This window comes from Klebsiella sp. Sb-30 (assembly GCF_057652795.1).
In genome coordinates this window covers 911,437-927,941 of record NZ_CM172749.1, presented here as the reverse complement: position 1 = coordinate 927,941, position 16,505 = coordinate 911,437, and the positions used below count along the sequence as shown (strand labels likewise).

The 16,505-nt window shown below is 56.5% G+C and carries 20 protein-coding genes; 13 read left to right on the top strand and 7 right to left on the bottom strand.

The window, feature by feature from the left end:
* Positions 1–8: 8 nt before the first annotated feature.
* The 5 genes from AC236I_RS04505 to AC236I_RS04485 form a co-directional block, all read right to left on the bottom strand.
* A complete protein-coding gene (locus tag AC236I_RS04505; RefSeq protein ID WP_004867227.1) occupies positions 9–710 on the bottom strand; it encodes a fimbrial biogenesis chaperone in 702 nt (233 codons plus the stop codon).
* A gap of 95 nt (positions 711–805) precedes the next feature.
* Positions 806–1,414: a fimbrial protein gene (locus AC236I_RS04500; protein ID WP_004867230.1), complete on the bottom strand. Its 609-nt coding sequence runs from the start codon at positions 1,412–1,414 to the stop codon at positions 806–808.
* A 487-nt stretch (positions 1,415–1,901) separates the two neighbouring features.
* Positions 1,902–2,603, bottom strand: a complete 702-nt coding sequence (locus AC236I_RS04495; protein ID WP_086815903.1) for an ArsR/SmtB family transcription factor — start codon at positions 2,601–2,603, stop codon at positions 1,902–1,904.
* Positions 2,604–2,609: 6 nt separating this feature from the next.
* Positions 2,610–2,999, bottom strand: a complete 390-nt coding sequence (locus AC236I_RS04490; RefSeq protein ID WP_239614053.1) for an amino acid-binding protein — start codon at positions 2,997–2,999, stop codon at positions 2,610–2,612.
* Entirely contained in the window at positions 2,992–3,318 is a 327-nt protein-coding gene (locus AC236I_RS04485) for an antibiotic biosynthesis monooxygenase family protein (RefSeq protein ID WP_015585823.1), read from the bottom strand. The genes AC236I_RS04490 and AC236I_RS04485 overlap by 8 nt, the downstream gene beginning before the upstream one ends.
* A 384-nt stretch (positions 3,319–3,702) precedes the next feature.
* On the opposite strand from AC236I_RS04485, the gene AC236I_RS04480 reads away from it, so the two are divergent.
* The gene (locus AC236I_RS04480; RefSeq protein ID WP_015585822.1) at positions 3,703–3,915 is read left to right on the top strand and encodes a YdgH/BhsA/McbA-like domain containing protein; all 213 of its coding nucleotides are present in this window, start codon (positions 3,703–3,705) and stop codon (positions 3,913–3,915) included.
* A 95-nt stretch (positions 3,916–4,010) separates the two neighbouring features.
* Here AC236I_RS04480 and AC236I_RS04475 read toward each other — a convergent pair whose 3' ends face one another.
* Positions 4,011–4,883 carry an EamA family transporter gene (locus AC236I_RS04475; RefSeq protein WP_032718199.1) on the bottom strand — a complete coding sequence of 291 codons (873 nt, stop codon included), beginning with the start codon at positions 4,881–4,883 and terminating at the stop codon, positions 4,011–4,013.
* 81 nt (positions 4,884–4,964) lie between these two features.
* Here AC236I_RS04475 and AC236I_RS04470 point away from each other — a divergent pair, with 81 nt between their 5' ends.
* Positions 4,965–5,471: a MarR family winged helix-turn-helix transcriptional regulator gene (locus AC236I_RS04470; protein WP_004867242.1), complete on the top strand. Its 507-nt coding sequence runs from the start codon at positions 4,965–4,967 to the stop codon at positions 5,469–5,471.
* Here AC236I_RS04470 and AC236I_RS04465 read toward each other — a convergent pair.
* Positions 5,468–6,421, bottom strand: a complete 954-nt coding sequence (locus tag AC236I_RS04465) for a nickel/cobalt transporter (protein ID WP_044023635.1) — start codon at positions 6,419–6,421, stop codon at positions 5,468–5,470. The two genes, AC236I_RS04470 and AC236I_RS04465, sit on opposite strands and share 4 nt — an antisense overlap.
* Before the next feature lie 154 nt (positions 6,422–6,575).
* Here AC236I_RS04465 and AC236I_RS04460 point away from each other — a divergent pair, with 154 nt between their 5' ends.
* The 11 genes from AC236I_RS04460 (at position 6,576) to AC236I_RS04410 (ending at position 16,308) form a co-directional block, all read left to right on the top strand.
* The gene (locus AC236I_RS04460; protein WP_015585819.1) at positions 6,576–7,046 is read left to right on the top strand and encodes a MarR family winged helix-turn-helix transcriptional regulator; all 471 of its coding nucleotides are present in this window, start codon (positions 6,576–6,578) and stop codon (positions 7,044–7,046) included.
* A 360-nt stretch (positions 7,047–7,406) separates the two neighbouring features.
* On the top strand, positions 7,407–8,579 hold the full coding sequence (locus tag AC236I_RS04455; protein WP_487608701.1) for an amidase: 1,173 nt from the start codon (positions 7,407–7,409) through the stop codon (positions 8,577–8,579).
* 141 nt (positions 8,580–8,720) lie between these two features.
* On the top strand, positions 8,721–9,887 hold the full coding sequence (locus AC236I_RS04450; RefSeq protein ID WP_044350463.1) for an acyl-CoA dehydrogenase family protein: 1,167 nt from the start codon (positions 8,721–8,723) through the stop codon (positions 9,885–9,887).
* Between the two features lie 19 nt (positions 9,888–9,906).
* Positions 9,907–10,251, top strand: coding sequence for a hypothetical protein (locus AC236I_RS04445; RefSeq protein WP_015585816.1), 345 nt, complete (start codon positions 9,907–9,909; stop codon positions 10,249–10,251).
* 3 nt (positions 10,252–10,254) lie between these two features.
* On the top strand, positions 10,255–10,782 hold the full coding sequence (locus AC236I_RS04440; protein WP_487608700.1) for a nuclear transport factor 2 family protein: 528 nt from the start codon (positions 10,255–10,257) through the stop codon (positions 10,780–10,782).
* Between the two features lie 61 nt (positions 10,783–10,843).
* Positions 10,844–12,151, top strand: coding sequence for an aromatic ring-hydroxylating oxygenase subunit alpha (locus AC236I_RS04435; RefSeq protein ID WP_004867258.1), 1,308 nt, complete (start codon positions 10,844–10,846; stop codon positions 12,149–12,151).
* Positions 12,148–12,627, top strand: coding sequence for an aromatic-ring-hydroxylating dioxygenase subunit beta (locus AC236I_RS04430; RefSeq protein ID WP_487608699.1), 480 nt, complete (start codon positions 12,148–12,150; stop codon positions 12,625–12,627). Before AC236I_RS04435 ends, AC236I_RS04430 begins: the two co-directional genes overlap by 4 nt.
* Positions 12,628–12,634: 7 nt before the next feature.
* Positions 12,635–13,375 carry an SDR family NAD(P)-dependent oxidoreductase gene (locus AC236I_RS04425; protein ID WP_004867264.1) on the top strand — a complete coding sequence of 247 codons (741 nt, stop codon included), beginning with the start codon at positions 12,635–12,637 and terminating at the stop codon, positions 13,373–13,375.
* Positions 13,376–13,399: 24 nt separating this feature from the next.
* Positions 13,400–14,368, top strand: coding sequence for a PDR/VanB family oxidoreductase (locus AC236I_RS04420; RefSeq protein WP_032718204.1), 969 nt, complete (start codon positions 13,400–13,402; stop codon positions 14,366–14,368).
* A gap of 11 nt (positions 14,369–14,379) precedes the next feature.
* Entirely contained in the window at positions 14,380–14,874 is a 495-nt protein-coding gene (locus AC236I_RS04415) for a flavin reductase (protein ID WP_032690848.1), read from the top strand.
* A 159-nt stretch (positions 14,875–15,033) separates the two neighbouring features.
* Positions 15,034–16,308: an MFS transporter gene (locus AC236I_RS04410; protein WP_015585811.1), complete on the top strand. Its 1,275-nt coding sequence runs from the start codon at positions 15,034–15,036 to the stop codon at positions 16,306–16,308.
* Positions 16,309–16,505 lie beyond the last annotated feature (197 nt).

The following is a 16,505-nucleotide window of genomic DNA, read 5'->3' as shown; positions in this document are numbered from 1 at the left end:
CGTGTCCCTTATTTAACGGCTACTTTCACTGCCACATCTGCGCCATAGTCATTGATATTATTAATCGTCAGGGTCTCGCCTCGGCTCACAGAAGAAGAGAGGGCCACGGTCTGACTGGACTGCGGAGCCAGCATCACCGTTTTGCTGTTCAGGGCTTTACCGCCATCGCGGGAAATACGGCTGACGGTGAGATAAAATGGCGTAGGGTTGCTGATAGACAGGCTGCTACCGCTGGCTGAAAGCGCTAATTTCTCCGGCGCCGCGTCGCGGTTACCCAGTCCGACAGGACGGTAAATAAACTTAAAGCGCGAACGGATCGCCAGCTGGAGGACGTTTTGCCCTTCATTTTTCTGGTTGGCCACCACCGGCGGGATTTCCAGAAGATTCAGCCACCACAGCGTCTCTTTATTTTGTGCCAGTCCGGCGGCGCTACCCAATTTAATACGTAAAGTCTGTCCGCTCTTTGCATCAACGCGCGAAATCGGGGGCGTAATAATAAACGGCGTGGTAATGGTATCCGGCGTAGCATCGGCATTGCCGTTATCCAGCCAGGCTTGCGCCAGCGCCGGACGGTCTGCGGTATTAGAAAGCTGTACCGTTATTTCTTTTTCATTTCCAGGATAAATAAAGCGGGTGCCGTTGACGATAATATTGTTGGCATTGGCCGCAACACTAAAAATGAAACAGAAAAAAAGGGCAATATGCTTCATGCTGACCTCAGAATAAAAAAATAAGCGGCAGCAACTGCCGCTTTATCATTGTTTTAAACCGCCTCGAGAAAGGCGGTTTTATTTTCTGGCGATAATTACTGGTAAGTAATTTCGTAGGTCGCGTAGCTGTTAACCACACCGGTGGTAACAGAAGCCGGGGTGTTGGTTGCATAACCAACGTAGTAAGTGAAGCGTGCGCCATCCTGAACGGCGGTTGCGTCGCCTTTCGCTTTCGGCTGAGTGCTCACGCCCGGGATGATTTTGTTGGTCAGCGCAGTCGCGCTATCGGTGGACAGAACCAGCTGAATATCTTTCGCGCCAGAGGCTTCGGTGTTTGCCAGGTAGCCCTGCTGCTCAGTCGTTGCGCCAGCCAGCAGGTTACCGCCGGTCCAGTTCACACCCAGTTTGCTCACGTCGTCTTGTTTGTCGCCGTTAGCAGCCTGGCAATCAGAGACGTCAATGGTGAAAGATTTAGGCTTCAGGTAGGTATTAGCCGCCGCTGCTTTAACTTCGGTCAGGGTAACCGGTGACAGGTAAACGTTAGCATCGCTGCCCTGGCCGTTAACGGAAACAGTACAGGAGACATCGGTAACTTTACCGAAGAAATTAACCTGGCCACCGCCAACATTCGTATCAGCTGCGTTCGCTGCAGTCATACCGAAAAATGCTGTTGCCATAGCTGCAGAGAGAAGAACCTTTTTCATTGCCATTTCCTTGTCAGAGTGAGTTTTATATCAATAAACCAACAGTAAACCTGCACAAAAGTCAGAAGCGTTATGCGATGCTCACTTGTGCAACTGTGAATAGAAACTTCGACTGACCGGAAGCCGCAATATTTAAGGCGTCAGGACGCGAACTCCGTTTAAAGAATTCGTTAATGCTGTCGGCGTCAAAGAATGCTATTTTTCGCCAACAAATATACATTTGCTTAAAACTTGTTACATCGGGTTAGAGATAGATTTCAGCTATTGATAATCGAAAAACAATAGACAAAAACAAATACAAAGTTATTTACATCAGAGGGAATAAGGCGCGGGTGATATATTTCGCAGAGGGATTATCATGGCAAATAATACGATCCCATGACTATAGCGAACATTCTGAATAATACTGAGAGGTGGCTTGCTGAAATAGCATAAAAACGGTTAAAAAAAAATATTCACCTCCTGCAACCTGGCGTTTAGCTGCCCGCTACAGCGGCAGATGGAAGTGCTGGCTCAGCGCGAGCCTGCCTGTCGGGGTGATACTCACTTCGCGAAATCCCGGCGTCAGGGTGAACCAGCCTTTTCGCTGACCATGCTGCAACAATGCAGCCCCGACGGCGCCACCGGGATGGAAACGCCGCTCGCTCCAGTCCAGACATGCGCAGCATACCCTGCGCCGGTTCCCGGCCGGCAAAGTGATGCCTGAACGGGCAAACTGCGCCTCGCCGACCGGCGTCAGCGCGCTCCCGTCCGGCACAATCCACGCCTCGCGCAAGAGAAAATCATAAATCGCCACCGCCACTTCACCAGCAAGATGATCGTAGCAGGTTCGCGCCGTACGCAGATTCACCGGGGTCCGGGTGGTCAGCACAATGGCACTTTTCCCGGCCATCGCCATCATATTCTCCAGCAGTCCGGCGACATCGGCACTCGCCAGCCGGTAATAGCGATGCCGTCCCTGCGCCAGACAAACCAGCAAATGGGTGCTGACCAGACGGCTGAGATGGGCGCTGGCGGTTGAGGCCGAGACTTCGGCCACCGTCGCCAGCTCCGTCGCGGTCCACGCGCGCCCATCCATTAATGCACAGAGCATTTTCACGCGTGAAGCATCGGCCATGGCGGACGCCAGCGCGGTGATGGCCACGGCCAACGACTCATCATCTTCAATAACATGGGCTGGTTTTAGCATAACGCCTCACAAGGTGGTGGCCCAGGAACGCGTGACTTCCTGTGCCAGTGGAAAGTTATCGGTCACCAGAATCAGGCGGTTCGCATGATCGCTGTACTGGGTCAGGATATTCACCCCGTGTTCGGCCAGCGCGTGAGCTATCGCGCCCAGCTCGCCGGGCTGTTCCTGTTTTAATCTGCGAATAAGCGGCAGGTAGACGCCCGCTACCGGGATCCCCGCCTGCTCCAGCACCGTTCTGGCCCGCTCCCCTTCTGCGACCAGAAAATGGGCGTGGCATTGATTGTCGACGGTGAAAACCCCGCCACCTTCAAGCCCCACGCCATGTTTCCCCAGCGTTTGGCCTAACAGCGCCAGCTGACCAGGACGATTTGGCAGAATGACATGAATATCATACATCGCCGCGCCCCTCCTGCATTTCTGAACCCCAGCCGCGAATGACCTGCACAATGCGAATCTGGTAAGAGGCAAAAATAGTCGCTTTGCCCTCCTCCTGGGCCGCCTGATGGCAGAGATTGTTTTTCCAGGCCCGCACCGCCTCTTCATCGCGCCACCAGGACAGAGACAGGATCTTGCCCGGCGTGGTCAGACTTTGAAAACGTTCAATGCTAATAAAGCCGTCAAGCGTATCAAGCAACGGCCTGAGCTCCGCCGCCAGCGCCAGGTAACGGGCCTGTTTTGCCGGGGTGACATCGGCTTCAAAGAGTACCGCAATCATCGTGTCGTCCTTCCTCAATCAACAGTGACGCCACTTTATCGTATCCATAAAGCCCGATACTTCGCCGCCAGACGAAGTATGCCCTGCCCAAAAACACGGGAAAATCCCACCCGCGCATCCACTCAGGCCATCCATGGCGGCGGTTTTCAAAAAAACACATGGTGATAGCAATATTTTTTTAATGCATAAGGGTAGCGGGAGTCGCGTTCAATGCATTGTTTTTTAATTAAAAAATAAAAACACTTTCAAATTCCCGTCATCTTACCGACATGAAAGTGTGATCTAAATCGCACTTTTTGCAACGCTGGTTATAGTTAGCAGGCTTATTATAAACCCATCGAAAGCACAACGCTTTCCACCTGAAAAGTTAAAAGGAAAAACACCATGAAAAACGTAAAATTACTTGCCGCTGCCGGTATGCTCTCTCTGGTTTCTTTCGCCAGCTTCGCTCAGCACCCGGTCAGCGTAACGGCTGATACCCTGGATAGCGCAGAAGCTAAAATTGCGACCATCGCTAAAGATCAAGGCGCGTCTTACCACATTACCGAAGCCTATACCGGTAACCAGGTTCATATGACCGCTGAGCTGTCCAAATAAGAGAATGGTTGCAGAGGGAGCTGCCGGACAGGCCGCCTTACGGCGGCTCGTTTCGCTCCCGCTTCACGATAACCACGCAGCAATGTCGGGCCCCTTTATGGGGCTTTTTTTGTTAATGCGCGCTGTATCGACAGCACGCTCAGCAACACCACGATTAGCCCCACCAGCGCCACCCCTTCAATCTTCTGTCCAAGACAGATCCAGCCCAGAAGCACTGCCGTCACCGGACTCAGCAGACTGAGTGCTGAGACAGCGACCGATGGGAGACGGCTAATCCCGCGGAACCACAGCCCATAGGCCAGCATCGCGCCGGCCACGCAGAGCCACAGATAGCCGGCCGCCTGGGTCCACGTCACCCCCTGCAGCGGCGGATCCACCAGCCATGCAACGGGAGCCAGTACCACGCCGCCAATCAACAATTGCCAGCCGGTCAGCGCCACCACCGGTAGCGAAATCGCCCAGCGGCGAGACAGCCAGGTCCCCAGCGCCATGCTGACCGCACCTGAAAATGCCGCCATGATCCCCAGCGGATCCAGCACCGTATGCGGCGACAGCAGCAGCAGCGCCATGCCGATAATGCCAGTCACTGCCGAGAGCACCGCCACCCACGGCGAGCGCTGCCTGTCGACACCCCACGCCAGCATCATGACCAGCAGCGGCTGAATTGCCCCAATCACTGCAGCCAGCCCGCCGGGTAACCGGTAAGCGGCAATAAACAGCAGCGCCTGAAAAGCGCCGATATTGAGGATCCCGGTAACAATAAGCTTCCACCACTCATTGCGCAGAGGAAAACGGCGGCACCAGATAAGCAGCGCAATCCCTGCGGGCAGCACCCGCAGCAGCGCCGCAATAAAAGGTCTGTCCGGGGGTAAAAACTGGGAGGTGACAATGTAGGTCGTCCCCCAGATGGCCGGAGCCAGGGCGGTCAACAGCAAATCAATAACGGGAGAGCGTGAGAAAAAGGTCATGATTTTATCTTCACATCAAGGTAAATTAGTCGTTAAAGTATGTATCGACAGATATCTTGATATCAAGATAAGTAGGCACAATTGGACAAATCATCTCAGGCTGACGCCGTAGATCGCATTCTTGAACAGTGGAAACGGGAGCGCCCGGATCTGGATTGCAGCCCGATGGGCCCCATCGGGCGCCTGAAGCGCTGCGCTCTGCTGCTGGAGCCGCGCGTAGAGTCCGCCTTTATCCGCCACGATCTGGTGCGCTGGGAGTTTGACATGCTGGCCACCCTTCGTCGGGCAGGCTCGCCGTTTATCCTCTCCCCGACTCAGCTTTTCTCTACGCTGATGATCACCTCTGGCACCATGACGCATCGGCTTAAGGCGCTGGAAAAACGGGGTTTTATTACCCGTTTGCCGGATCCTGACGATGCGCGGAGTCTGCTGGTCGCCCTGACCGAGGCGGGGCGCGAGCGGATCGATGAGGCTGTGGAAAGCCACGTAGAAAACGAACGCCAGCTGCTGGCCGGACTCTCCACGGAGCAGCGCCAGCAGCTGGATCGGGCGCTGAAGGTCTTTATGCGCCTGCTGGAAGAGCCCTAGCAACCGGCAGCAATATAATCGCCGTTGGCGCTCATCGGGATCACGGTCAGAAACAGCACGCAGGCAAAGAGAATCAGAAGGACGCCGCCGGCAATTTTTACCGCCGGCAGCAGCCATTTCAGGCGACCGTCATCCCAGGCAAACAGGCCGATCGCCCGTTCACGCGCGTAGCGTACCGCCAGCGAGAGGCCGAGAATTGATATTGCCGTCCCCAGTGACATCGTCATGACCGCGGCAATTCCCCAGCTGACGATCCCCAGCGCATTGGAAAACAGCAGGATCATTATCGCCCCGCTGCAGGGCCTGGCGCCGATAGCCAGGACCACGCCAAGCCGGGTTTGCCAGTCAGCTCCCAGCCCGCGGCCAACGCCGTGAGCTCCGCAGCCGCACGTTTCGCTATGTTCATGCAGCGGAGTCAAGGTCGCGATCGTCATTTTTCGCGGCCGCAGGCTTTTGAGCGCTTGATATATCACATATGCGCCAAACGCCCCCACCATCAGGGCGCTGATTTTCTCTACGAACCAGCGGCTGGTACTGAGATCGCCGGACGCAAGGTTCAGCCCTACGGCCAGAATAAATACAAACAGGATAGCGCTCACCCCCTGCATCAGGCTGCCAAGAAACGGCACTACCCGCGCCGCCAGCAGGCTCTCTTTGTTGGTGCTGAGATAGGTGGTGACGATAAATTTACCGTGTCCGGGGCCAACGGCATGCAGCACACCGTAAAGGAATGCGCCGCCCAGCAGCCACATCCCGCCGCTATACTGATGGTTATTGAGCTGCAAAAGATACATCACCAGGTAGCGATGGAGCATAATTTGCGTTGCCAGACACCACTGTAAAAAAGCCCCCCAGTGCGCATACAGCGTCAGCCCGGCCCACAGCAGCGCCAGGAGTGGTAACCCCAGCGACAGCAGACGCCAGTCACGGGTTAGCATGCGAGTTGTCATCATTTTTACCATTACGTGAATCTGAATATCCGCCCGGCGGTAGCGGTGAGCGTCGCCGCCAGCCCGCGATATTGCCTGTAGATTGCATTTTGCAATGCCCGTCAAATACGCATACCATCTGCCCATTCTACCGTCGTCGGGCAAGGAGAGGCTTGTGGAACATAATAACGCATCAGCGCAACCGGACAGCCACGAGAGCCGCTTTCATAAAGAAGAGTTTCCCTTCTTCTGGGTGGTCAACGTTTATGCAAAGTATACGCAGCTGATGGAAATCGAATTAAAAAAAATCGACATCGACCTTTCCCGCTTCCGGGTATTGATGCTGGTCCATCAGTACCACAGAGCCAGTATCTCCCGCATCACCGAATACGCCGTCAGTAAAATGCCCACCGTCACCAAAATCGTAGGGCGCCTGCGTGACGACGGGCTGCTGACTACCCACGTCAGCGCCAGCGATGGTCGGGTCACCGAAGCGGAACTCACCCCCGCAGGCCAGGCAAAGGTCGCCGAGGCCAAAGTACTGAGTCAAAAAGTGTTCGCCCGGGCATTTAAGGGCATTACCCCTGCCCAAGAGAAGAAAATGAACCACGTGCTGTCCCTGCTGCTGCACAACCTCAATGATTGATCTCCCTCTTCCACAGTCGCGACAATAACCTTTATAAAGAAAAGGCTATTGTCGTTTTCTCGCCCTACCCTTCGTTTTTCGCACGCTTTTTTATCATTTTTTTAACTTATATTTTGCGGTTTATTTTGTGAGCTCCCTCAAGAGATTAAAATATAACTATCAAAAAATAAACATACAAATCAATTAATTAAAAATTTTTATTTGTTTATAAAATGTTCTTATAGCCCAGGATGATGTGAAAAATACGTTACAAATTACTTGAAGTTTCAAGTTTTAATGACAAGATTATCTCAGATTCAATTCAGTCTGTTTTTTATACATTCGTCCTTCACTCGTTATCGTTAAACGGAAAAGTGAACCATGGCTAATGAACATCGTACAGGCATGACATCCGCCCATTCCGGGTTTATCTCGCGCTTTACGCTGGGTACCGGCGCGCTGACGTTTGCCGCCAAAGATACTCTCGATATCGCCGGTTATCCCACTCGTGCCGGCAGCCCGGTGTTACAAAATGCCCCGGAGGCGACAGCGCATGCGACGGTGATTCAACAGCTGCTCGATAGCGGTGGTTGTCAGCTGCAGGGGAAAACGACGCTTCATGAGCTGGCCTTTGGCGTGACCGGGATCAATGCCTGGAGCGGAACGCCGCTCAACCCGCGCTACCCGACGCTGATTCCCGGCGGTTCGTCGAGCGGTTCGGCAACCGTGGTGGCCGCCGGAGAGGTCGATTTTGCGATTGGCACCGATACCGGGGGTTCCGTGCGGATGCCTGCCGCCTGCTGTGGCATCGTCGGCCTGAAGCCGACCTGGGGGCGGGTGAGCCGTCAAGGGGTGATGCCGGCCGACAGTTCGCTGGACTGCGTGGGATTTTTCAGTCGCGATGTCGCCACGTTACGTCAGGTGTTGGCGCGACTCCCAGGCGAAATCGCCCCAGCCGTCAGCGCCCACCAGGCGGCCACGGCCTTTCTCTTCGGCCATGCCACGACGGACATTGAACAGCTGATTCGCGCCCGTCTGGCGCAGGCGGGAATGTTTCCCGCAGACGCGACGCTGCCGGCATTTGCCGAGGCGCATCAGGCAGGGCTGACGGTCATCTCCCAGGAGAACTGGCAGGCGTTTCAATCTCTCGCGGAGGAGCCTGAACTGGCCGAGGATGTCGCCGTGCGCCTGCGCGCCGGCGCGGAAATCAGCCCGCACCAGCGCCAGGCGGCAGAGCGCATTCGCCAGACCTTTACCGAGGCTGTCGATGCGCAACTCGCCCGCGCGCCGTTTATTTTACTGCCGACGCTGCCGGCCTGCCCGCCGACGCTGGAAGAGGCGGCGAATCCACTCAATGTGGTGAACCTGACCCGGCTGGTGCGCCCGTTCAATTTAAGCGGTCATCCGGCGCTGACGCTTCCCGTTGGCGAGATAAACCAGCGGCCGGTCGCCCTGCAAATTGTTGCGGGGAAAAATAAAGACTATGAATTACTCTGTTTTGCTGAATCGCTAATGGCAAAACTGCAATACCCGTCAGACTCGCAGAGCAAATAAAATAATACATCCTGAATAATCTGCTTTACCGTGCCGCGGCCACTCAGTGGCTAAGCGAAATAAATATCGCCAGCGCACCGATAATCAGAAACATGACGGACATAAATATTTATTCTATTTAACTGGAAGAGGCTTAGTCGTATGTTAAACCCATCTGCATCGCTGCGTGCGGAAAAGACCCCGTACGCCAGTAATAGTGAATTCAGCGAATTGCTCGACGAATTAAAAAAGCGCAGCGAGGAGTTCGAACAACAACGCTATATCTCTGACGATATTATTTCGCGTTTTAAACAGGCTGGTGTTTATCGTGCGCTGGTGCCCACGCAATATGGCGGCGATGAAATCTCGCCAGCCGAATTCTGTCAGCTGATTGAGACCATCGCCACCGCCGACGGTTCCGCCGGATGGGTCGCCAGCTTTGGCATGAATCCCTTCTACCTCGGCGGCCTGCCGCTCAGTACGCTGGATGAGATCTATCGCCACGGCCCGGACGTGGTGTTTGCCGGCGGTATTTTTCCCCCGCAGAAAGCCATCGCTCAGGACGGCGGTTTTCAGGTCAGCGGGCGCTGGAGCTTCGCCAGCGGCTGTACCGGAGCCGAACTGATTGGCGTCGGTATTCTGCCGGACGACGGCTCCGCTCGTCCGCTGCCGCGTATCGCGGTGCTCCCCGCCGATCGCTTCACCATCGATCCGGTGTGGAATACCGTGGGTCTGGCGGGGACCGGCAGTCATGACGTGGTGCTCAAGGAGGCGTTTGTCCCCCAGGAGTGGACCTTTATCCGCGGCGGCGAACTCAGTCTCGAGGGCGCGCTCTACCGCTACCCGGTGCTGTCGCTGGCGACGCAGGTGCTCTCAGTGGTGGCGCTGGGCATCGCCCGCGCCGCGCTGGCCGAAATCTATGCCATCGCCGAACGCCAGAGTTCGGTCACCGGCGCCCCCTGTCTGGCCGATCGCCAGTTTGCGCAGATGGATATTGCCCATTGTGAAGCGGAGCTGCGCTCGGCCCGCTGCTGGTTTTACGATGCCATCGACGATGTCTGGCAGGTCATTTTACGCGGCGATGAACCCGATGCCGGGATGATCAACGCCCTGCGTCTGTCATCGACGCACGTTACCCGCGTCTCTTCATCGGTGACCACCCGCGCGCTCAGGCTGGCCGGAATGCCCGGTATTACCATGCGCAGCCCGCTCCAGCGCTACGCCCGCGACACGATGGTCATCACTCAGCACGCCTTTATGGGCGAGCTGACCTATATCAACGCCGGAAATATGTTCTTCGGCCACCCGCCGCTGCCCGGCTATTTATAACCCTTTAAGGAGTATGACGATGATCCGCGTTCTGTTTTGTATTGGCGTAAATCAAAACTTTTTCGATGCCCCCCCGGAGGTCGGCAAACAGGTCTGGGCCGCGTTTGGCGAGATGATGAAAGGTATCGAACACACTGACGGCATTCAGGTTATCGGCAATATGGATGACGATCGGGTGATGGTCGGGCCTTCTACCGGCTGGCCGTGGACCACCTACGTCCTCGCCGATGCGCATGATTTTGACGCCGTCACCGCCGCCTGCAATCTGTTCCGCAGCATTCAGGTCGGCCCGGGACCAGACCGGCTGTGGAAATATTGCAAAGTTGAAGCTCGTACCGGGCGCGAATTAATTATTCAGGCGTAACTTATGAATCTGGAAAAGTGTCTGCAGCGTCTGGATAAACTCGAAGCGGCCAATCAGATTCGCAACCTGATGAGTAAATATATGCATTTATGTGACGATTTATCTTATCCGGATATCGCGCAGGAAATTGCTGACTTATTTTGTGAAGATGCTATCTGGGAAGGCCTCGGCAGTTTATACCAAAACAAACTGGGACGTTATTCCGGGCGAAAGAACATTGCCCAAATGATGGCCCGTTATATTAGCGAGCCCGCACACTTTGCCATCAACGTTCATTATTTAACGTCCGAATATATTGATATTGGCGCAGAGAATGAGGCTATCGGGCGCTGGAAAATGTTACAGGTTTCCACCTTTCGCGCCGGAGGGTCGCATCTCAACAGCGCAGAACTGGTGATTCGCTTTAAAAAAGCAGGCGAGCGCTGGCTCATAGACCATTTCACCACCCGTAACTTATTGAGTCGTCCGGTGGATTACTGGCACTCGCCGGTGGATTTACCCGTACCCGACACTACGCGGTCCCCGGAATGATTCCGCGGGCAGCCGATGCCTCTGCCCGCAGAAACATCACCGAGACTCAGGAGATTAAGCAATGTCTGAATGTATTCCGGTAAAAAATATTGAGAGCGGCTACGACGCCGCCACGCTGGGCGCCCTGGTACAGTCCGACCGGGTTCATACCTCGCTGTACACCTCCGGCGACATTTTCGCCCTTGAGATCGAGAAGATTTTTAACCAGACCTGGGTCTGGGTCGGACACGAAAGTGAAGTCCCGGACGCGGGCAGCTTTAAGTCCTCTATGGTCGGAACGCAGCCGGTCATCGTGGTACGCGATCGCAAAGGCAACATCAACGTCCTGCTGAACCGCTGTCGCCACCGCGCCGCCACCGTTTGCGAACACCGCAGCGGCAAAACCAACAGCTTTGTCTGCCCCTATCACGGCTGGGGTTACGGCCTCGACGGCGCCCTGCGCGGCGTACCGCATCCGGAAAGCTACGGCGATACCCTGGATAAAGCGCAGCTCGGCATGGTGCGTCTGCGCAGCGAAAGCTACGCGGGAATGATTTTCGCCACCTTCAACCAGCAGATGGAACCGCTGACCGACTTCCTCGGACCGGCCATGAAATGGATGGATCTGTTTATGAAACAGGGGGCGGGCTACCCGCTGCAGGCGACCACCGCCCACCGCTTCCGCTTCCCCGGCAACTGGAAGATTCAGCTGGAAAATACCACCGATGGCTATCACTTTCCCATCGTACATAAGTCCTTTCTGAGCTCCGTCGATAAGCAAACGGAAGAGATGCTCAACTTCGTTGACGGCAAAGGTTTTGTCGAAGATCTCGGAAACGGCCACAGCGTGATGGTGATGATCCCGGAACTGATTGACCTTGAAGAGAATCTCGATGCGCCGGTGCCGGATCGCTTCCTTGAACTGGCTCAGGCGCTGCGAGAAGAGGGCCACGAAGAGCAGCAGGTGCGCCGCATCGTCCGCGCCGTGGGCGGCAGCGGCTTCAACCTGAACCTGTTCCCCAACGTTGCCTGCTCGATGGCGTTCTTCCGCGTGCTGCAACCCGTCTCAGTGCAGGAGACCGAAATCCACCACGTGGTGCTGACGATGAAAGATGGCCCGGCGATTGCCAACCAGGCGCGTCTGCGGATGCATGAACACTTCCAGGGCCCGATGGGCTTTGGCACGCCGGATGATTCTGAAGCCTGGGAGCGCGTCCAGCGCGGCGGCGGCGCGGGCAACGATCTGTGGATCATGCTCAATCGCGGCCTGCCGGGAGAGACGCGCACCGCCGATGGACTGCGCAGCGACGTCAGCGCCGAAACCGGCATGCGTGCCGCCTATCAGCAGTGGAAAAAGTACATGACCGCAGAAAACCGGGGGCAAAAATGAGCGCACAACAGACTTTAACCGCCGCCATTCACTTTATTAATCAAGAGGCGGACCTGCTCGACCAGGGCGAATTCCACGAATGGCTGACGCTGTGGCAGCCGCAGGGGATGTACATCATTCCTGTCGATCGGCAGACGACCGATTTCGCCAACGCGCTGAATTACGCCTATGACAACCAGGCCATGCGCGAGAAGCGCGTCCATCGTCTGTACAGCGGCGAGTCGATCTCGACGACGCCGCGCGCACGCACCATCCGCATGATCGGCCGCCACCGCCTGATCGAGGCCAGCGACCAGTGTGTCGAGATCCGCTGCGCCCAGTTTCTGTATGAGTACCGCAAAGGCAAAGAACACCATTACGTCGCCGACCTGAGCTACACCCTGGTGCCGCAGGGCGAGCGCTTTCTTATCGCGCAGAAGGTCGTCCGGCTGATTAACGCCGACGATTATCTGCATAGCATTGGCTACATCCTGTGAGGCTGCAATGACAAGAACCGTACTCGTAACCGGCGCCGGCAGCGGCCTCGGGCTGACGATTAGCCGCCATCTGTGGCAGCTGGGTTATCAGGTGGCGATGGCGGATATCGCCATCGACATCGCGTGCGAGGGGGCCCGGCAGATCGATGCCGATCGACGGCGGCTGCTGCCCCTGGCGCTGGATATCCGCGAACCCGAACACTTTCACGCTGCGCTGGCGCAGATCGACGAACGATTTGGCGGGCTGGATGTGCTGGTGAACAACGCGGCGCTCACGCTGACCACGCCGATCATGGAGATCTCCGTTGAGGAGTTCGATCGCGTCACCAGCACCAACCTGCGGGGCACCTTTCTCGGCTGTCAGATTGTTGGCCGTTATTTTAGTCAACGCCGACAGGGCAACATTATCAATCTCGCCTCGCTGGCGGGACAAAACGGCGGCACCGCCTCCGGCGCCCATTATGCAGCCTCGAAAGGCGGCATTCTGACGCTGACGAAAGTGTTTGCCCGCGCGTTGAGCGCCGCCGGAGTCAGCGTCAACGCCATAGCCCCCGGCCCGCTCGATTTACCGTCCGTTCATGCGGCGGTAGCGGAAGAAAAAATGCCGGCGCTGCTGGAGATGATCCCGATGAAACGCCTGGGCGATCCGCTGCTGGTCGCCCGCGCGGTAGAGCTGCTGGCCGACCCGTCCGCCACCTTTATCACCGGGGCGACCTGGGATATCAACGGCGGCATCTATATGCGTTAAGCCCTGTCAGGGTGGAGAAGAAAGATGGCTGAAACACTGACCGTACGCGTCGCAGAACGCGAAATCCAGGGCGCCGATGTGGTGGTCCTGACCCTGGCTTCGCTGGACGGCGCTCCCCTGCCGCCGTTTAGCGCCGGGGCGCATATCGATCTCTATCTCGAGGAGGGGATCGTTCGCCAGTATTCACTGTGCGGCAGCCCTCATCATCCGCAGCAGTATCGCCTGGGCATTCTCAAGGATCGGACATCGCGCGGAGGATCGCTGGCGGCGCATCGGCTCCAGGTCGGCGCCACGGTGACGATCGGCACGCCGCGCAATCTGTTTGCGCTTGAGATGGATGCCAGCCACAGCCTGCTGATTGGCGGCGGGATCGGGATTACGCCGATGCTGGCGATGGCGGATACGCTGTTCCGCGCCGGAAAATCTTTCGCTATCCATTATTGCGGGCGCCGCCGCGACGGGATGGCCTTTTTGCACGAGCTGGCGGATTGCCCTTTTAGCGACCGCGTCCATCTGCACATCAGCGAGGAAGGAGAAAAAATCCGCCCTCACGAAGTGCTGGCCCCGCACCGCGCCGCCGCTCACGTCTACGTCTGCGGCCCGGAAGGGTTTATGGACGGGATCGCCGATGCGGCGCGCGGCTGCGGTTATCCGCCCGAACAACTGCATCAGGAGTTTTTTAACCGGGAAGTGGAAACCGGCGGCGCCAGCTTTACCGTCGAGGTCCCCGAGCTGGGCCTCACCGTTGCCGTCGGGGAGAACGAAACCATTGTCGCCGCGCTGAAAAATGCGGGGATCAAGGTCAAAGTCTCCTGCGAACAGGGGGTCTGCGGAACCTGCCTCGCCAATGTGTGCAGCGGCGTGCCGGATCACCGCGATGAGTATTTAACCGATGAAGAACGCGAAGATAACGACCAGATCCTGCTGTGCTGTTCGCGGGCCAAAACGCCCCGGTTGGTTATCGAAAGCTTCGAATACGTCAAACTGAAATAACGGATACCGCTATGAACCTGACATCTGATTTCCGTAACGCCATGGCACAACTGGGCAGCGCTATCACGATCATCACCACCGATGGTCCGGCAGGCCGCTTTGGCTTTACCGCCTCCGCCGTATGCAGCGTCACCGATTCGCCCCCCACGCTGCTGGTCTGTATGAACCGTTCTTCTTTCGCCCATGGCAAATTTAAAGAGAACGGCGTGCTGTGCGTGAACGTGCTCTCCGGTCAGCATCAAAACCTGTCCGCCATCTTTGCCAATAGCCAGCTGCGTTCGGAAGAGCGTTTTTTACACGACCAGTGGCTGACGCTGGAAACCGGCTCACCGGTGCTGGCGACGGCCGTCGCCAACGTCGACTGCACCATTTCTACCAGCCATGAAGTGGGCAGTCACAGCGTGTTTTATTGCGAGGTCAGACAGATTCGTCATCACCAGGCCGGCGACGGGCTGGTGTGGTTCAACCGCCAGTTCCATACCCTTAGCGCGCAGCCGTACCGCTAAGGTTCACCCTAACGAAAAATACCCTATCGCATAATGCCGCCCTCATACGCTTCGGGTTGCATCATGGCGTCAGCTCTTCGGCGCCCTCTTTTCACCTGTACTGGAGTAGATGTGATGTCTGGAACTGCAAGCGATACGCCGGTTAGCACTCCCCAATCAATGCGCAAATTGATTATCGGCTCTTTTCTGGGTAACTCCCTGGAATGGTATGACTTTTTTCTTTACGGTACGGCGGCGGCGCTGGTCTTCGGCCCCCTGTTCTTTCCGGCAACCGATGATCCGCTGCTCGGGGCCTTTCTGGCCTTTTCCGGTTTTGCCATCGGCTTTATCGCCAGGCCGCTGGGCGGCATTGCCTTTGGTCATCTCGGGGATAAATACAGCCGTAAAATGACCCTGATTATCACCCTGACGTTAATGGGCGCCAGTACCTTTCTGATTGGTCTGCTGCCAACCTATGAACACATCGGTATTCTGGCGCCAGTCGCCCTGATAACCCTGCGTTTTATCCAGGGCGTCGCCTCCGGCGGCGAATGGGGCGGCGGCGTCCTGATGCTGAGTGAGAATGCCCCGGCGCAACAAAAAGGCTACTACACCGCCTGGAGCCAGGTGGGGGTCTCCGGCGGATTTGTACTCTCTTCGCTGGCTTTTTATCTGGTGCAGCTGCTGCCGCAGGAAGATGTGCTGGCCTGGGCGTGGCGCATCCCTTTCCTGCTGAGCCTGTTTATCTTTCTGGTCGGCGTCTATATCCGGCGCAACATTGAGGAAAATGCCGAGTTTGTCGCCCGAAAACATGCCTCCGGGGAGAGGGAGGTGCAGCTGCCGGTGCTCAGCGCCTTTAAACATCACCCGAAAGCGATCTTGCAGGCCATTGGTCTGCGGCTGGCGGAAAACGGCGCGGTCTACATCTTTTTCACCTTTTCCGTAGTCTATTGCAAACATATCGGCATTGAGACCAGCCAGGTGATTGCCGCCGTGACCCTTGCCATGACGGTGGAGATCGCCACGATTCTCGGCTGGGGCTGGCTGTCGGACCGTATCGGCAGGAAAACGCTCTACTATATTGGCGTGACCGGCATGGCGCTGGTCGCCTTCCCGTTCTTCTGGCTGCTACAAATGCATAGCTTCCCGGCGATTCTGCTGGCGATGCTGCTGGCGCTGCCGGTATGTCACGGGGCGATGATCGCCGCCCAGCCGTGCATGATGGTGGAGCTGTTTCCAGTTGAAGTGCGCTATACCGGTCTGGCGCTGGGCCACGAGATTGGCGCCGTTATCTCCGGCGGGATAAGCCCGATGCTGGCGGTCGCATTTTTAATGAAATGGGACAGCTACGTCCCGGTGGCGCTGATGCTGCTGGCCTTTGCACTGCTGGCCCTGGTGGCGCTGTTCAGCATTCGTCATCCCGCGACGCCGCGCCAGCAGCAGCCGGCGCTGTAAATCCCTTCGGATCGGTCCGCAGGGATGCGCGCCGCTCCGGCAACCAGAACCACCGGCTGAGGCGATTGCCTGCCGCCGCTCTGATAAATTTAATTTTAAACAAAACAATGAATAAACAGGCACTTATTGCCGAGAAATAAAAAATATTTCCACGCCACAATAACGCTTAATTATTATTCATATATCAGTATGTTTGG

What these genes read in the sequence shown, in the direction of transcription:
- AC236I_RS04505 (WP_004867227.1), bottom strand. Translation starts at nt 710, where the DNA reads ATGAAGCATATTGCCCTTTTTTTCTGTTTCATTTTTAGTGTTGCGGCC.
- AC236I_RS04500 (WP_004867230.1), bottom strand. Translation starts at nt 1,414, where the DNA reads ATGAAAAAGGTTCTTCTCTCTGCAGCTATGGCAACAGCATTTTTCGGT.
- AC236I_RS04495 (WP_086815903.1), bottom strand. Translation starts at nt 2,603, where the DNA reads ATGCTAAAACCAGCCCATGTTATTGAAGATGATGAGTCGTTGGCCGTG.
- AC236I_RS04490 (WP_239614053.1), bottom strand. Translation starts at nt 2,999, where the DNA reads ATGTATGATATTCATGTCATTCTGCCAAATCGTCCTGGTCAGCTGGCG.
- AC236I_RS04485 (WP_015585823.1), bottom strand. Translation starts at nt 3,318, where the DNA reads ATGATTGCGGTACTCTTTGAAGCCGATGTCACCCCGGCAAAACAGGCC.
- AC236I_RS04480 (WP_015585822.1), top strand. Translation starts at nt 3,703, where the DNA reads ATGAAAAACGTAAAATTACTTGCCGCTGCCGGTATGCTCTCTCTGGTT.
- AC236I_RS04475 (WP_032718199.1), bottom strand. Translation starts at nt 4,883, where the DNA reads ATGACCTTTTTCTCACGCTCTCCCGTTATTGATTTGCTGTTGACCGCC.
- AC236I_RS04465 (WP_044023635.1), bottom strand. Translation starts at nt 6,421, where the DNA reads ATGACAACTCGCATGCTAACCCGTGACTGGCGTCTGCTGTCGCTGGGG.
- AC236I_RS04455 (WP_487608701.1), top strand. Translation starts at nt 7,407, where the DNA reads ATGGCTAATGAACATCGTACAGGCATGACATCCGCCCATTCCGGGTTT.
- AC236I_RS04450 (WP_044350463.1), top strand. Translation starts at nt 8,721, where the DNA reads ATGTTAAACCCATCTGCATCGCTGCGTGCGGAAAAGACCCCGTACGCC.
- AC236I_RS04445 (WP_015585816.1), top strand. Translation starts at nt 9,907, where the DNA reads ATGATCCGCGTTCTGTTTTGTATTGGCGTAAATCAAAACTTTTTCGAT.
- AC236I_RS04440 (WP_487608700.1), top strand. Translation starts at nt 10,255, where the DNA reads ATGAATCTGGAAAAGTGTCTGCAGCGTCTGGATAAACTCGAAGCGGCC.
- AC236I_RS04435 (WP_004867258.1), top strand. Translation starts at nt 10,844, where the DNA reads ATGTCTGAATGTATTCCGGTAAAAAATATTGAGAGCGGCTACGACGCC.
- AC236I_RS04430 (WP_487608699.1), top strand. Translation starts at nt 12,148, where the DNA reads ATGAGCGCACAACAGACTTTAACCGCCGCCATTCACTTTATTAATCAA.
- AC236I_RS04425 (WP_004867264.1), top strand. Translation starts at nt 12,635, where the DNA reads ATGACAAGAACCGTACTCGTAACCGGCGCCGGCAGCGGCCTCGGGCTG.
- AC236I_RS04420 (WP_032718204.1), top strand. Translation starts at nt 13,400, where the DNA reads ATGGCTGAAACACTGACCGTACGCGTCGCAGAACGCGAAATCCAGGGC.
- AC236I_RS04415 (WP_032690848.1), top strand. Translation starts at nt 14,380, where the DNA reads ATGAACCTGACATCTGATTTCCGTAACGCCATGGCACAACTGGGCAGC.
- AC236I_RS04410 (WP_015585811.1), top strand. Translation starts at nt 15,034, where the DNA reads ATGCGCAAATTGATTATCGGCTCTTTTCTGGGTAACTCCCTGGAATGG.